Annotated in this window: 13 protein-coding genes and 1 pseudogene; 3 read left to right on the forward strand and 11 right to left on the reverse strand. The window is 34.4% G+C overall.

Annotated elements, in window-relative coordinates; genetic code table 11:
* Positions 1-568: 568 nt before the first annotated feature.
* The 6 genes and pseudogenes from BN1226_RS10905 to BN1226_RS08485 form a co-directional block, all read right to left on the reverse strand.
* Positions 569-712, reverse strand: a pseudogene (locus BN1226_RS10905) (FAD-dependent oxidoreductase); the annotation flags it as partial.
* A 47-nt stretch (positions 713-759) separates the two neighbouring features.
* A complete protein-coding gene (locus BN1226_RS08465; protein WP_044470823.1) occupies positions 760-1566 on the reverse strand; it encodes a peptide ABC transporter ATP-binding protein in 807 nt (268 codons plus the stop codon).
* An 11-nt stretch (positions 1567-1577) separates the two neighbouring features.
* Complete coding sequence (locus BN1226_RS08470; RefSeq protein WP_044470824.1) at positions 1578-2633, reverse strand: peptide ABC transporter ATP-binding protein; 1056 nt, start codon at positions 2631-2633, stop codon at positions 1578-1580.
* An 8-nt stretch (positions 2634-2641) separates the two neighbouring features.
* On the reverse strand, positions 2642-3529 hold the full coding sequence (locus BN1226_RS08475) for an ABC transporter permease subunit (protein WP_044470825.1): 888 nt from the start codon (positions 3527-3529) through the stop codon (positions 2642-2644).
* Positions 3519-4484, reverse strand: coding sequence for an ABC transporter permease (locus BN1226_RS08480; protein ID WP_044470826.1), 966 nt, complete (start codon positions 4482-4484; stop codon positions 3519-3521). The genes BN1226_RS08475 and BN1226_RS08480 overlap by 11 nt, the downstream gene beginning before the upstream one ends.
* Positions 4481-6184, reverse strand: a complete 1704-nt coding sequence (locus BN1226_RS08485) for an ABC transporter substrate-binding protein (protein ID WP_044470827.1) — start codon at positions 6182-6184, stop codon at positions 4481-4483. The genes BN1226_RS08480 and BN1226_RS08485 overlap by 4 nt, the downstream gene beginning before the upstream one ends.
* A 169-nt stretch (positions 6185-6353) precedes the next feature.
* Between BN1226_RS08485 and BN1226_RS08490 the strand changes: the two genes are divergently transcribed.
* Positions 6354-7760 carry a YcjX family GTP-binding protein gene (locus tag BN1226_RS08490; protein ID WP_044470828.1) on the forward strand — a complete coding sequence of 469 codons (1407 nt, stop codon included), beginning with the start codon at positions 6354-6356 and terminating at the stop codon, positions 7758-7760.
* A gap of 102 nt (positions 7761-7862) precedes the next feature.
* Here the strand turns inward: BN1226_RS08490 and gyrA are convergent, their stop codons facing one another.
* From gyrA to BN1226_RS08515, 5 genes are all read right to left on the reverse strand, one after another.
* Positions 7863-10511 carry a DNA topoisomerase (ATP-hydrolyzing) subunit A gene (gene gyrA, locus BN1226_RS08495; protein WP_044470829.1) on the reverse strand — a complete coding sequence of 883 codons (2649 nt, stop codon included), beginning with the start codon at positions 10509-10511 and terminating at the stop codon, positions 7863-7865.
* 119 nt (positions 10512-10630) lie between these two features.
* Entirely contained in the window at positions 10631-11059 is a 429-nt protein-coding gene (gene fur / locus BN1226_RS08500) for a ferric iron uptake transcriptional regulator (RefSeq protein ID WP_005760113.1), read from the reverse strand.
* A gap of 18 nt (positions 11060-11077) precedes the next feature.
* On the reverse strand, positions 11078-11602 hold the full coding sequence (gene fldA, locus BN1226_RS08505; RefSeq protein ID WP_005760108.1) for a flavodoxin FldA: 525 nt from the start codon (positions 11600-11602) through the stop codon (positions 11078-11080).
* A gap of 8 nt (positions 11603-11610) precedes the next feature.
* Complete coding sequence (gene ybfE, locus BN1226_RS08510) at positions 11611-11895, reverse strand: LexA regulated protein (RefSeq protein WP_005760020.1); 285 nt, start codon at positions 11893-11895, stop codon at positions 11611-11613.
* 121 nt (positions 11896-12016) lie between these two features.
* The gene (locus tag BN1226_RS08515) at positions 12017-12793 is read right to left on the reverse strand and encodes an alpha/beta fold hydrolase (RefSeq protein ID WP_044470830.1); all 777 of its coding nucleotides are present in this window, start codon (positions 12791-12793) and stop codon (positions 12017-12019) included.
* Positions 12794-12887: 94 nt separating this feature from the next.
* Between BN1226_RS08515 and seqA the strand changes: the two genes are divergently transcribed.
* Positions 12888-13526: a replication initiation negative regulator SeqA gene (gene seqA, locus BN1226_RS08520; RefSeq protein ID WP_044470831.1), complete on the forward strand. Its 639-nt coding sequence runs from the start codon at positions 12888-12890 to the stop codon at positions 13524-13526.
* A gap of 1 nt (position 13527) precedes the next feature.
* Entirely contained in the window at positions 13528-14913 is a 1386-nt protein-coding gene (menE, locus tag BN1226_RS08525) for an o-succinylbenzoate--CoA ligase (RefSeq protein WP_044470832.1), read from the forward strand.
* Position 14914 lies beyond the last annotated feature (1 nt).

The raw sequence follows: 14914 nt of genomic DNA on the forward strand, positions 1-14914 counted from the left end.
GGGGATCCCCATGTGAGAGTAGGTCACCGCCAGGTCATAATTAGGCAAATAGCCGAAGGAAACCGTTAATCGAGGGATTAACGGTTTTTTTGTTTTTTGGGCTGGTGAGCACAAATCAAGGTTGAAGTGAAAGTGAAAAGCAAGTAAAAAGAAAAAAATAAGAGAGTAAAAAGCAAAAATCAAGAAAAGTAAGAAAGCAAAAAAAGAAAGTAAGTAACCATAAAACCAAGTGAGTAAAAAAGAAAAATAAGAAAGTAAGAAATAAAAAAATAGTAAAATTAAGAGAATAAAAGCAATAAAAAATAAGGAAGTAAAATAACAACTAAAAAATAAAAGCCATAAAGCCAAAATAAAAAGAAGATAAAAATAGAGCCAAGCTAGCGCAACAAAGTTGCAAGATGATAGAGGCTTATAAAATAGGCAAAGTGTGGTATATTTTTAGAGAATTTTAACCAAGTGAAATACTGAAAAACGCTAATATTCATCTCGGTATGATTAATAAAAATTTTAGAATATGATACCGCACTTTCGTCAATTAAAAAGAGAGCATAAGCTCTCTTTTATCGTTTTAGTGTAGTTTTAACGATGGGTGGATAAAACGATTTAAACGACCAATAAGAATAATAAGACCCGTTTTAAAGCAACCATGTAGTTTTTGTTGATGTGAGCGATAGAGAGATATATAGGCTAATCTAGTAAGGCGCCCCTCAATTAGTTTTATATCTATATTAGATAGATATATCAGCATATTTTTATAGGCTAAGTTTGTGTATTTTGCCATGAGCTATCAGTAAGTAGTTTACCAAAATAGCTTTCAATTAAGCGTTTTGTTATATCATTTTTGGGATGAGTAAGAATTTCTCTAGTTAAACCATATTCAATCATTTCCCCATTATCCATGACTAACAGTTGATCTGCACAATGTTTGATAATGCCTAAATGTTGACCTACATAAATATAAGAAAGTCCTAATCTTTCTTGTAAATCTAGTAATAAATTAGTTAGCTGAGTTTTTACAGAGGCATCTAGAAAACCAATAGCATCATCGATTATTATAATTTCAGGCTCTAATATGATTGCTCGAGCAAGAGCAACACGTTGTTTTTGGCTCATTGTTAGTGTGTGAATAGGAATATTAGCATGTTCAGCTGATAGGCCCACTAAGTATAATGTATCAAATATACGTTCATTTCTGCCTTTTTCATTTAATGTTGTGAGCAATCTTAGAGGGTCATCTAAGGTTTGCCCCACATTTAATCTCGGGTTAAATGCATTATTAGTGTCTTGGAATACCATTCTAATATGATTTGCTCGGCGTTGATAATCACCATATACAAGGGAACTACCATTAAACAATATATTTCCTGAAGTTGGCTCAGTGATACCAACAATCATTTTAGCTAAGGTTGATTTTCCTGAACCATTTTTGCCAATAATTGCAAGCATTTGCTTTTTTTCTAGAGTAAAACTGACATTTTGCACAGCTTTAACATCATTTTTACCGAATAGTTTAGATTTACGTCCGAAAGACTTAGATAATGATTGAACTTGTAATAATGAACTCATATTTTCCTCTTTTAACTAATTTTACTTTCAGAGCTTAATGTTAATGGGCTCATTATATATTTTTCTTTGCGAGGTGCTGTTTCCAATAAGTTAAGTGGATAGTGGCAGGCAAATTCATGTTGTTTAATATGACGTAAAGGTGGCTTTGTAATACATTTCTTTTGTGCAAAAGGACAACGTGGGCCTAATCTACACCCAATAGGCATTTGTTCTATTAATGGTACAGTTCCTTTTAAAGTATTTAATTTACTTTTTAATGGTAATGGTTGAGTAAAATCTGGTGTTGAATGTAATAATGCAGCCGTATATGGGTGATGTGGTGTTTCTAAAATATTTTCTTTTGGTCCTGATTCTGCATTTTGTCCACAATAAAGTACAGTGAAAGTATTACACCATTCACTAATTCCAGAAATGTCATTACTAGCTAATAAAATAGAGGTTCCATTATTTTGATTCATACTAGACAGTAATTTAAATATTTGTAGCTGTGTCGTTGGTTCTAATGAATTAGTTGGTTCATCAGCAATAAGTAATCGAGGCTGATTAGCTATTGCAATCGCAATCATAACCTTTTGACCTTCACCTTCAGTAATTTCATTTGGATAACTATTCATAATGTCTTGATGATCTTTTATCCCGACACGATGTAATAATTCAATGGCACGACGCTTTTTCCATCCAAACCAGTGCCAAACTTTCCCCTTAAATGTCCAGGAGGGAATATTTTGGATGATTTGTTTTCCCACTTTTTTACTTGGATCTAAATAAGTAAGTGGCTCTTGGTAGATCATTGAAATTTCTTTACCGACTAATTTGCGACGTTTATAAGGACTTAGTTTGAGTAATTCTATGTCGTTAAATCGAAATCTATCGGCAGTAATAATCCAGCTATCTTTAAATGAATTACTGATGACTTTTGCAATAATACTTTTTCCTGAGCCTGATTCTCCAACGAGTCCACAAATATCGCCGTCATTTAAGGTGAGATCAACGTTATCAACAATTTTAATTCGTCCATTTGGCGTATCAACTTCAATACTAAGGTTTCTGATATCTAATAATGCCATATTTGTACCTATTTATAATATTTTTCAATGGCTTTACTTATGCCTGTTCCTAGAATAATAACAATGAGAGAAGAAGTTATAATTGCAATACCTGGTAAGATCACAGTCCAGGGGGCGAGATAAATGAGTTCTAATGAATCTCTAATCATTGCACCCCATTCAGGAGCTGGTCTCTGTGCACCCAAGGAAATAAAGCTGAGAGCACTAATATCAAGAATAGCGACAACAAATGCACGTGTAAGTTCTTTAATATAGTGTACGCTAATATTCGGCAAAATAGTTTCTTTTAATAATTCTATATTAGATGCACCATCTAGTTGTAACATAAGTACATATTCTTTCTTTAACTCTTGCTGAATCGCTTGATAAATTTCATGGATAAAGTGCGGTAATAAAGCTAAAAAAATAGCTAGCATTGCATTGAATAGACTTGCTTCCATGAGTGTTGCAATAATCATAGCAATTAATAATATAGGAACTGATAAAAAAGCATCAAGAAAATGACTTAAAATTCTTGATCTTATTCCTGTAGACATTCCCGCTATGATGCCTAATATGCCACCTAAAATTCCTGTAAAGATAATAACAATTGTTGCGGAACCAAAGGTATATGTGACACCAGCAATTAAACGGCTTAGAAGATCACGTCCTATATCATCAGTACCAAAAAAATAGATGACTTCACCATCTGGAAACCAAGATGGCGGGATAAGTTCTTGTCCTATAAATTGTGTATTACTGTTGTAAGGTGTAATGAATGGACTAAGTATCGCTAATAAAATTAAACCAATAAAAGCATAAAGGCTAAACATGGTAATTCGAGAACGTCGAAAAATATACCAGATAGCTTTTACAGCTTCTGTATTACGGAATTCATAAGGCTCTTTATCTTGCATACCAGCCCTTCTTATTAAATGGATCAAGAATGAATGTTAATATATCAGCAAATAGATTAATTAAAATAATAAATAAGCCGATAACCATTACTCCTGCAGAGATACTATTATAATCTTGTTGTGCAACAGCATCCATCATCCAACGACCAATCCCCGGCCAAGCAAAAATTCCCTCAATTAACATACTTTGTGCCAATACAAATGTAACCAAGCGTGGCATTAGAGGAATAAGAACGGGTAATGTGTTATGAATAATATATCTGGTTAATATTTTCCATGGAGACCAACCTTGGGTTAGTGATAATTTTACATAATTTTGTGACAAAATATATTCTGACCGTTGTTGTACAAATTGGGTAATTTCCATGGTCGGTGAAATGGATAGTACTAAAGTTGGTAAAACTAAATGTTGGAATACATTTTGGATAACTTTGATTCGATAAGGTTCATCTATAAACCATACATCAATAGCAGTAAATCCTGTGATTGTGGGAATTTCATAGAGTAAATTGAAAGGGCCTACCGCAGAAATTTCCCAATGATAAATCGCAGCGACATAGAGTAATAGTGGTCCGATCCAAAAAATCGGCACGGATAAACCTAAAGAAGAAAGTACTTTGATCGTTTTACCAAATGAGTTTTTATTTAAGTACGTTGCAGCCAGACCTAAAGGTAAACCAAATAAAAGGGCTAAAAACATAGCAAAGAAACATAATTCTAATGTGGGAGGAAGCACAGTAAGAATCAGGGTAAGTAGGGAATCACCACCATTGTATGTTATTCCAAAATCACCTTGTAATAAGTTTTTTACATAAACTAAGTAACCTGAATAAAAATAAGGTTCAGCAAAGACTTGATTAACAGGATCCCGCATAAAAATAGTATAACTAACTAAACTTAAAATAAATAAGATAATAATAAATAGAAATATGCGGCGTAATAGAGAGTAAATCATTTTTTATTTCCTTTTTCTAAGGAGAGTTTATCAAATGAAATACTACCAAATGGGTTCATACTCACGCCTTTAACCTTTGTATTAGATATTAAAATTCGTTTTACACTAGCAATTGGGATTATCGGCAATTCAGATAAAACTTGCTGTTCTGCAAGACGATAATCTATAGCACGTAAATTGGGATTTGAACTGATCAATGCTCGATCAAGGATTTCTTCAAAACTTGCTGAACACCAGTTTGAAATATTAGTAATTTCATTTGTTGTTCTACAACTTAAAATAGGTCTCATGAAGCTATCTGGATCAAGGCTAACAGCAAGCCAGCCACCTAAAATTAGATCATAATTTTCATTATTATTACGTAGTTGTTCCATTAAAAAATTACGTGAAATTAACCGCACATTTACATCAACTCCCGCACGTTTTAGATCATACTTTATAAGCTCGGCCATTTTTATCGGGGAAGGATTATAAACCTGATCTTCATTTAATACCCACATTTCTAAGGTGAGTTTTTGATTAGCAAGAACTTTACGAGCTTTGACTGGCGAATAATCGTAAGCAAATGTTGGATTGTCCGCAATACCTGCCCAAGAAACACTTGGGATAATGCTATTTGCAACACTTGCAGTGTTGTAATAAATATCTTTAATAATTCGATGACGATTAATTGCTTGCGAAATTGCTCTACGCAATTCAATATCTTGCATTTGTGGACGTTTAAAATTAAATGCTAAGAAGGCTAAATTCATACCGTCTGTTAATGTTGTTTGGAAACGTTCTCCATCTTGACGCAATAAACCTAATTGGCTGACATCAGGAAAGGCTGCAATTTGACATTCTCCATTAAAGAATTTTGCCAAACGTCCAGTACGATCTGGTGATAAATCAATAATGATATTTTGAATTTTAGCTTCTTTATTCCAATAGTCTTCGTTGCGGATAAGTCTGATATATTGGTTACGAAAATAATTTTTTAATTGGTATGGACCTGTTCCTACAGGCAATAAATCTAATTGAATTAAATTATCATCCGAATTTAATTGAAGTGCATATTCATGAGAGAAAATAATAGCATATTGGCTGGCTAAATGAGACAGAATAGATGCATCTGGTGCAAATAATTGAATTTGTACGGTATAAGGATCTAGTGCGGTAACTTTTTCAATTTTTTTATTGAGCTTTATGCTATCAAAATAGGGAAATCTTGTTTTTTTAGCTAGCTCATGAAAAATTTGATATTGGCGATTAGTATTATTTTCTTCATTACTGTTATCAAATTCAGGTAATGAAGTATCATGACCTAAAACACGATTTAAGGAATAAACAACATCATCTGAATTAAAATCACGACTAGGTGTAAACCAAGGAGTGCTATGGAATTTAACCCCTTTACGCAAATGAATAGTAATTAATTTACCATCTTCAGAAATTTTATAAGATTCAGCAAGTGATGGTTCAAGTCGAGAGCTATTATTTCTGATTTCAAATAATTTATTATAGATTTGTTCTGTGACTACATTCATACTGGTTCCTGCATCCGCAGTTTGCGGATTAAATGAGAAGCCAGAACTATGTGTACAGTAAACTAGTCCATTTTCTGTTAATTCTTCAGGTACACGAGGTGCAGCTAATACAATTGATGGTAAGCTAATAAAAAGAAACAGAAAATGAATAAAAGCAATTTTTCTAATAAGCATATCAAAGTTATTCGTGATAAATTATAGGAGAATTTTAAAATATATTGATGAAATTGGCTATCTTTAATCTATTGGAATTCACGGAAAAGCGGTATTTTAAAGCATTTTATAAGATTGCGAATAAATCATCTGACATTTTTTATTGATACAGTTTGGGAAAAATATTTATATGTTTCACAGCATTCAAAGAGAAGTAAATCAATTTATTAATCGCGGTTTAGATCGAACTTTGCGTATTGCGATTACTGGTCTGAGTCGAAGTGGTAAAACGGCTTTTATTACTAGCTTAATTAATCAATTAACGAGTATTGACGGGATCACAAACCAACATCTGCCATTGTTTGAAGCTGTACGCAATAAAAATATTATTGGTGTGAAACGCATACCTCAAGTGAATTTGAGTATTCCTCGGTTTGATTATGAAAGTAATCTCAATGCCCTGATGAGTCAACCGCCTAAATGGCCAGAATCAACACGTGGAGTAAGTGAAACTCGTTTAGCTATTCGATATTATAATCAAGGAATTCTTAGCCACATTAAAGAAAAGGGGACATTATATGTGGATATTTTTGATTATCCTGGAGAATGGTTATTAGATTTACCTTTATTAGATTTAAATTATCAAAAATGGTCAATGGAACAAGCGCACATATATCAAGGTAGACGTGTTGAGCTTTCACAAGTTTGGTTGAATAAAGTCAAAGAATTGGATTTAACGGCAATTGCTAATGAAGATATGTTGGCTCAAATTGCGAAAGATTACACCGACTACTTACAAGCTTGCAAAGCACAAGGTTTGCATTTTATTCAGCCTGGTCGCTTTGTACTTCCTGGTGAATTAGAAGGGGCTCCAGCATTACAATTTTTTCCTTTATCACATTTATCTGAGCAACAATGGCATCATCTAAAAAATATTTGTAAATCAAATAGTTACTTTAGTATATTAACTCAACGTTACGACTATTATCGCAATAAAATAGTAAAAGGTTTCTATGAAAATTACTTTGCCAATTTTGATCGGCAGGTCATTTTAGCAGACTGTTTAACGCCAATTAATCATGGTCATCAAGCCTTTACAGATATGCAAGAAGGGCTACAACAACTCTTTAAGAATTTTCACTATGGTAAACGTACTTTGCTTAATCGGTTATTCTCACCACGGATAGACAAACTAATGTTTATTGCTACGAAAGCTGATCATATTACCACTGATCAATTGCCTAATTTAGTCAGTTTAATGCGTCAACTAGTACAAGATGGTGGGCGTCATGCAGAATTTGAAGGTATTGAAACAGAATATACAGCGATTGCTGCAATTCGTGCGACTCAACAAGTTATTGTGAATCAAAATGGTAAGAGCATAAAAGCTGTGCAAGGTGTTCGTTCTAAAGATAAACAAAAGATTACAATCTATCCTGGTTCAGTTCCAAGTAAATTACCAAGTGCTGATTTTTGGGAAACGCAACGTTTTGAATTTGATCATTTTGAACCACAGCGCCTAGAAAATGGTGATATTATTCCTCATTTAAGAATGGATTCAGTACTACAGTTTTTACTGGCAGATAAATTGCGCTAAAAGTGCGGTCAAAATTTTAAAAATTTGTTCCGCACTTTTATGATAGAAAAAGGCTAGTTTATACTAGCCTTTTGAGTGATAATATTTATTAGATTTAGGATCTTATTCTGAGACATCAATGTCAACAGTATCAAAATCTTCCTCTGCTTCAGCAACACGTTCTAAGCTTACCACATGTTCTTCTTCTGCGGTACGGATCAAACGCACACCTTGAGTATTACGACCGACGATACTTACTTCACTTACACGAGTACGAACTAAAGTACCTGCATCAGTAATCAGCATAATTTGATCCGTCTCTTCAACTTGTGTTGCCGCCACAACTTTACCATTACGCTCACTGACTTTAATTGAGATTACACCTTTAGTATTACGTGATTTCGTTGGATATTCAGCCAGTTGAGTACGTTTACCGTAACCATTTTGTGTCGCAGTTAATATTGCACCTTCATTTTTTGGCACGACTAATGAAACTACTTTATCAACATTTAGATCTAAAGATTCTTCTGCATTATCATCAGAAATTTCTTCAATTTCTACCGCACTTTCATCATCAGATAAATCATTAGTTAAGGCAAGTTTAATACCACGAACACCCGTTGCCGTACGGCCCATTGCACGAACTGCAGTTTCTGCAAAACGTACTACACGGCCTTGTGATGAGAACAACATAATTTCATTTGAACCATCAGTGATGTCTACGCCAATTAATTCATCTTCATCACGTAAATTCACGGCGATAATACCATTTGCACGAGGACGGCTGAATTCAGTTAGGGCAGTTTTCTTCACTATGCCGCCAGCAGTTGCCATAACCACAAATTTATCTTCATCATAACCTGCAATTGGAAGAATTGCAGTGATACGTTCATTATCTTCTAAAGGAAGAATATTGACGATTGGACGTCCACGTGAGCCACGACTTGCTTCTGGTAATTGATATACTTTTAGCCAGTATAAACGCCCACGGCTTGAGAAACAGAGAATTGTGTCATGCGTATTAGCAACCAATAAACGTTCGATGAAGTCTTCTTCTTTCATCTTCGTTGCAGATTTACCTTTACCACCACGACGTTGAGCTTCATAGTCAGCAAGTGGTTGATATTTCACATAACCTTCATGAGAAAGTGTTACAACAACATCTTCTTGAGCAATTAAGTCCTCAAGGTTAATATCACCTGATGCCGCAGTAATTTCAGTACAACGTGCATCATTATAAGTGTCTTTGACAAGTTCTAATTCTTCTCGAATCACTTCATTTAAGCGAATCGCACTCGTTAAAATATGAATCAACTCACCAATTTGAACAAGAATTTCGTGGTATTCTTCCACAATTTTTTCATGTTCTAAACCTGTTAAACGATGTAAACGCAATTCTAAAATAGCACGAGCTTGAGTATCAGATAAGAAATATTGCCCATTATGTACACCTAATTCAGCGGCTAAGCCATCTGGGCGAGATGAGTCTACGCCAGCAGCTTCCAACATTGGGGCAACATTACCTAAATTCCAAGAACGAGCAAGTAATGCTTCACGAGCTTCATCCGCAGTTTTCGAAGCACGAATAAGTTCAATAACAGGATCAATATTGGCGAGAGCAATAGCTAAGCCTTCTAAAATATGAGCACGTTCACGCGCTTTACGTAGTTCATATACAGTACGTCGAGTAACCACTTCACGACGGTGTTTTACGAAAGCTTCAATAATTTGTTTTAAATTGAAAAGTTTTGGTTGCCCATGGTCTAATGCTACCATGTTAATACCAAAGGTGATTTGCATTTGCGTTAATGCATAAAGGTTATTTAAAACGACTTCACCTACGGCATCACGTTTAATATCTATTTCTAAGCGGATACCTTCTTTACTTGAAAGATCTAAGATACCACTGATACCTTCAATTTTTTTATCTCGAACTAATTCGCCAATTTTTTCTACTAATTTGGCTTTATTGACTTGGTATGGAATTTCAGTGATGATGATTTGTTCACGACCTTTATCGTTAGTTTCTACACTTGCTTTTGCACGTACATAAACTTTACCACGACCCGTTTTATAAGCTTCTTCGATACCTTTACGACCATTAATTAATGCCGCAGTAGGGAAGTCTGGGCCCGGAATAAACTGCATTAATTCGTCAATACTAATATTTTCGTTATCCATGTAAGCTAAGCAACCATCCATGACTTCACCTAAATTATGTGGTGGAATATTGGTTGCCATACCAACAGCAATACCAGAAGAACCATTTACTAATAAAGCGGGGATCTTTGTTGGTAATACGTCAGGGATCATTTCTTTGCCATCATAGTTAGGCGAGAAATCAACGGTTTCTTTATCTAAGTCAGTAAGTAATTCTTGTGTGATTTTTTGCATGCGTACTTCAGTATAACGCATTGCAGCAGGGGCATCGCCATCAATTGAACCAAAGTTACCTTGACCATCGACCAACATATAACGAAGTGAAAATGGCTGAGCCATACGCACTATAGTATCATATACCGCACTATCTCCATGAGGGTGGTATTTACCGATAACATCACCTACCACACGAGCGGATTTTACATAAGCTTTATTGTAAGTGTTGCCACTTTGATTCATAGAGAATAAAACACGGCGGTGAACGGGTTTTAAACCATCACGCACATCGGGTAATGCACGTCCGACAATAACAGACATTGCATAATCGAGATAGGAAGATTTTAGTTCTTCTTCAATACTAACAGGGGTTATATCTTGGACTAATTCAGTCATTTACATATCCTAATTTTCTTATGAAAAATTAGGCAAATTATAGCACAAAAAGCATCATTTCTCTAAAATAATTTTGTAAAAAAAGCCCGAATAAATCGGGCTTTAATTTTCAGATTTAGTCATTTACCACATTTCTCAATATCTGAACATTTGCCATAAAGATATAAGCTATGATTTTGTAATTTAATACCATGTTCTTTACTGATTTCTTGTTGACGCTGTTCGATGACTTCATCATTGAATTCAAAAACTTTACCACAGTCTACACAAATAATATGATCATGGTGTTCTGTTGGAGCCAGCTCAAATACTGATTTGTTACCTTCAAAATTATGGCGAGTTAAAATGTGAGCTTCGTCAAATTGGTTCAATACACGGTATACCGTTGCTAAACCAATTTCTTCGCCTTTTTCTAAAAGAATTTTATATACATCTTCAGCAGAGAAGTGTTGCATTTTATGTTCTTGCATTAAGGCTAAAATAGTGAGACGAGGCTCTGTAATTTTTAAACCAGCCTTTTTTAATAGTTGTATATTTTCTTCAGACATTTTATTCTCCCCATATGGTTAAGCTAATTCTGCTAAACACATTTCATCGTAAACTTGTTTAACCCAAGTAGTTACGCGTTCATTGGTTAATTCTGGTTGGCGATCTTCATCAATACATAAACCAACAAATGTATTATCATTAATTAATGCACGTGAAGATTCAAATGTATAGCCTTCTGTTGACCAATTACCTACTACAATTGCTCCACGTTGTTCAACAATATCACGCACTGTACCCATTGCATCACAGAAATAATCAGCATAATCTTCTTGGTCTCCACAACCAAAAATAGCTACTAATTTATCTGTAAAATCAATTTGTTCTAAAGTAGGAAAGAAATCGTCCCAATCTGCTTGAGCTTCTCCATAATACCAAGTAGGAATGCCAAGCATTAGAAAATCATATGCTTCTATATCTTCTTTTGTTGTTTTTGCAATATCACGGATATCAACTAATTCATTACCTAATTGTTTTTGGATCATTTTAGCAATATTTTCTGTATTGCCTGTATCGCTGCCATAAAATAAACCAACAATAGCCATTCTTTTTCTTACCTATTTTTTTCAATACTAAAATAATTTTGTAAAATTTTTTCAATCACTTCCGCTCTGCTAAGGCGAAGTTGAGATGCTAAATCTTCTAATTGCTGAACTAAATCAGTATGTAATTTCAATTCTACTCGTTTTAAACCACTAGATTTATCACGTTTAAGTTGATTACGTTTGTTAATTCTGATTTGTTGTTCGCGACTCAGTGGATTTGTTTTAGGGCGTCCAACTTTCGGAATGTTAGCGAACAGATCTAAAGTTATGCAATCTGAGTCTTGTTTTGCCATATTTCAAATCACTGAAATTATCAAAGAACAAATCATTCTCACTTTGAGAATGATTTTCTTCTTTATGAAAATATGTCGAACTATATCATAAAATCCATACAAATTAAATAGGATTTACCGATTAATTTAATGCTAAAAATCGTTCTATTGTGCTTATTACTAAGTGGGGTTTTTCTGCATGTATCCAATGCCCGCAACCAGCAATAGTAAATGAGGTCGCATGAGGAAATTGCTGTAGAATTTGTTGAGTGTATTCTGGTAATAAGTAGTTAGAATTACCACCTTTGATAAAGAGTGTAGGCTTATCAAAATAGACAGGATTCCAGCCCATAATATAGGAATAATTTTGATAAAGTGCGGTCAAATTAAAGCGAAATTTTTCAGTTGCGCTAGCATCAAAAGATTTCAACATAAATTGAATGATATTCTGATCCTCAATATGTTGTTCTAAAATCGGTTTGGCTTGTTGACGAGATTGAGATTCAGCTTGTTTTACAGCATTTAATCCAGCAAATACGTTTTCATGCCAACCTTGCCCATAGACGATCGGTCCAATATCAATGCAAATCAGTTTATCAATAAGAACTGGGCGTAAATCTGCAACTTTCATAGCTGTTTTTCCGCCCATGGAATGCCCTACTAAAATACAATGTGTAATTTGCAAATATTCAAGGAGAAAAATGACATCTTTAGCCATTACATCATAGCTCATTTCTGGTGCATGAAAACTATGTCCATGGTTACGTAAATCAATGCGCAAAATATTGTAATTCTCACTAAAAGCACGTGCAATTACACCAAGATTATTCATATCGCCAAATAGACCATGAATAAAGACTATAGTTTGTGAATTAGCAGGTTGTTTTAGTTGATGAAAGTTATGATTAAGTAATTGCATAGTTTGATAATTTTTGCATAGAGAATTTGTAAATAAATGGTTATAATGATAAAAATTCCGTCTTGGATCAAGTCATTTGTTGAGAGAAGATAATATGAAAATTATTGAAGTAGATGAAGAACTTTATCAATATATTGCGAGTCAGACACAATCAATTGGTGAAAGTGCCTCTGATATTTTACGTCGGCTGTTAAATTTATCCTCATCTAGCGTAAGTTCTACCGCTCTTGATTTTGCTCAACCGAAAGATACAATAGTGGCAGAAAAAGCGTTATTGACCAAAAAAGCCCATGAGCTAGATGATTCTAAGGTGACTGTTGAAGCACCTGTGAAAGTGACAACGAAAAAACAATCAGAACAATCTATTCAACAGGTTGTGACTAAAGTTCAAAATTTGTTAGATTCAAAAAGTTTTCAAGAAGAGTCAAAGGCTGTTGTACGTTTCTTAGCTATTTTGTCTGTTCTTTACCGTACTAACCCAGAGAGTTTTGCTCAGGCTACAGAGCAAGAAACTTCGCAAGGTCGTACACGGACTTATTTTGCTCGTGATGAAGCAACTTTGTTAGCTGCGGGTAACCATACTAAACCTCGTCAAATTCCTGATACGCCATATTGGGTAATCACCAATACTAATAGTGGACGTAAAATGTTGATGTTGGAACGTGCAATGCAGTTTATGCATTTGCCCGAACAATTGATCGATCAAGTGAGACCATTTTTTACTGCAAATTAGTATGAGTTTTCTTTGGCAGCAATATGCTGAATTAGAACAGTTTAAACATAAAATCGCCTTGCGAGATTTTTCGCAGGGCGAAGTTTTTACTTGGCAACAGCTTAATAACCGTATTCAAAGTGCTTTACAAATATTGCGAGAGCATTCCTTACAATCTGGGCAAGGCATTGCATTGTGTGGCAAAAATAGCCTAGATATAGTATGTTATTATTTAGCAGGTTTGCAATTAGGATTACGTGTATTAATGCTTAATCCTGCTTTTACAGCGGAAAAAATTAGCCAATTATGTAAAGTTAATAAAATAACTTATTGCCTTTTTTTTAGCTCCCAATTAGACAGACTTGAATCAACCCAAAATTTTTCTGAAACTGACCGCAGTTTTGACTTAAACGAGGGATATACTCTCACGTTAACATCAGGTTCAACAGGTTTACCTAAGGCAGTAGTGCATAATATTGATGCTCATTTGGCAAATGCAGAAGGTGTATGTGAATTAATGCATTTTGGTCGCCAAGATAGTTGGTTATTGTCCTTACCTTTGTATCATGTTTCTGGTCAGGGTGTCATTTGGCGTTGGTTGAATGTTGGTGCTGAATTACATTTAGCAGGAAGCGATTTTTATGCTTCAGTATTACATGCAACACATGTTTCTTTAGTACCAACACAGTTACAGCGTTTGTTAACTTATCTTTCAGCATCCCAAATTGATAAATATCATACTAAACATATTTTATTAGGGGGCTCACAAATTCCAGTTGACTTAACTTCTCAAGTTAAGTCATTTGGTATTCAGTGTTATTCTGGTTATGGTATGACCGAGATGGCATCTACGGTATTTGCTAAAAAAAGTGATGGAAAGGTTGGTGTTGGTCAAGCGTTGAAAGGGCGTGAATATCAATTGGTAGATCAAGAAGTATGGTTGAAGGGGGCAGGGCTTGCCAGTGGTTATTGGATAGAAAATTATATTCAATCATTGACTAATCCTCAAGGGTGGTTTCAGACCCGAGATAAAGCACAATGGCTTGATGATGAACTAGTTATTTTAGGGCGTTTAGATAATATGTTTATTTCTGGCGGTGAGAATATTCAACCTGAAGATATTGAAAAATGTATTCAACGTCATGTTTCCGTTGCTCAAGTGTTTATTTTACCCAAAGACGATCCTGAATTTGGGCAACGACCTGTAGCGATGGTTCAATTTCATCCCGCTTATGAATTTAAAAGTGCGGTAGAAAATTTAAAAATTTGGTTATCAGATAGAATAGAAAAATTTAAACAACCTATAATCTATTTCCCTTTAGATGTAGAAAAATATCAGCGACAAGGTAATATCAAAATTTCACGTAGTTTGCTTAAAGCTGAATTAGTTAAGTTATTAGGAAATTAAA

Origin of the sequence: Mannheimia massilioguelmaensis, from assembly GCF_000940515.1 — a bacterium.
In the GTDB taxonomy this organism is placed as follows: Bacteria; Pseudomonadota; Gammaproteobacteria; order Enterobacterales; family Pasteurellaceae; genus Basfia; species Basfia bettyae.

Bases quoted from the DNA above. Each gene is read 5' to 3' on its own strand.
- BN1226_RS08465 (WP_044470823.1), bottom strand. From the start codon at position 1,566: ATGAGTTCATTATTACAAGTTCAATCATTATCTAAGTCTTTCGGACGT.
- BN1226_RS08470 (WP_044470824.1), bottom strand. From the start codon at position 2,633: ATGGCATTATTAGATATCAGAAACCTTAGTATTGAAGTTGATACGCCA.
- BN1226_RS08475 (WP_044470825.1), bottom strand. From the start codon at position 3,529: ATGCAAGATAAAGAGCCTTATGAATTCCGTAATACAGAAGCTGTAAAA.
- BN1226_RS08480 (WP_044470826.1), bottom strand. From the start codon at position 4,484: ATGATTTACTCTCTATTACGCCGCATATTTCTATTTATTATTATCTTA.
- BN1226_RS08485 (WP_044470827.1), bottom strand. From the start codon at position 6,184: ATGCTTATTAGAAAAATTGCTTTTATTCATTTTCTGTTTCTTTTTATT.
- BN1226_RS08490 (WP_044470828.1), top strand. From the start codon at position 6,354: ATGTTTCACAGCATTCAAAGAGAAGTAAATCAATTTATTAATCGCGGT.
- gyrA (WP_044470829.1), bottom strand. From the start codon at position 10,511: ATGACTGAATTAGTCCAAGATATAACCCCTGTTAGTATTGAAGAAGAA.
- fur (WP_005760113.1), bottom strand. From the start codon at position 11,059: ATGTCTGAAGAAAATATACAACTATTAAAAAAGGCTGGTTTAAAAATT.
- fldA (WP_005760108.1), bottom strand. From the start codon at position 11,602: ATGGCTATTGTTGGTTTATTTTATGGCAGCGATACAGGCAATACAGAA.
- ybfE (WP_005760020.1), bottom strand. From the start codon at position 11,895: ATGGCAAAACAAGACTCAGATTGCATAACTTTAGATCTGTTCGCTAAC.
- BN1226_RS08515 (WP_044470830.1), bottom strand. From the start codon at position 12,793: ATGCAATTACTTAATCATAACTTTCATCAACTAAAACAACCTGCTAAT.
- seqA (WP_044470831.1), top strand. From the start codon at position 12,888: ATGAAAATTATTGAAGTAGATGAAGAACTTTATCAATATATTGCGAGT.
- menE (WP_044470832.1), top strand. From the start codon at position 13,528: ATGAGTTTTCTTTGGCAGCAATATGCTGAATTAGAACAGTTTAAACAT.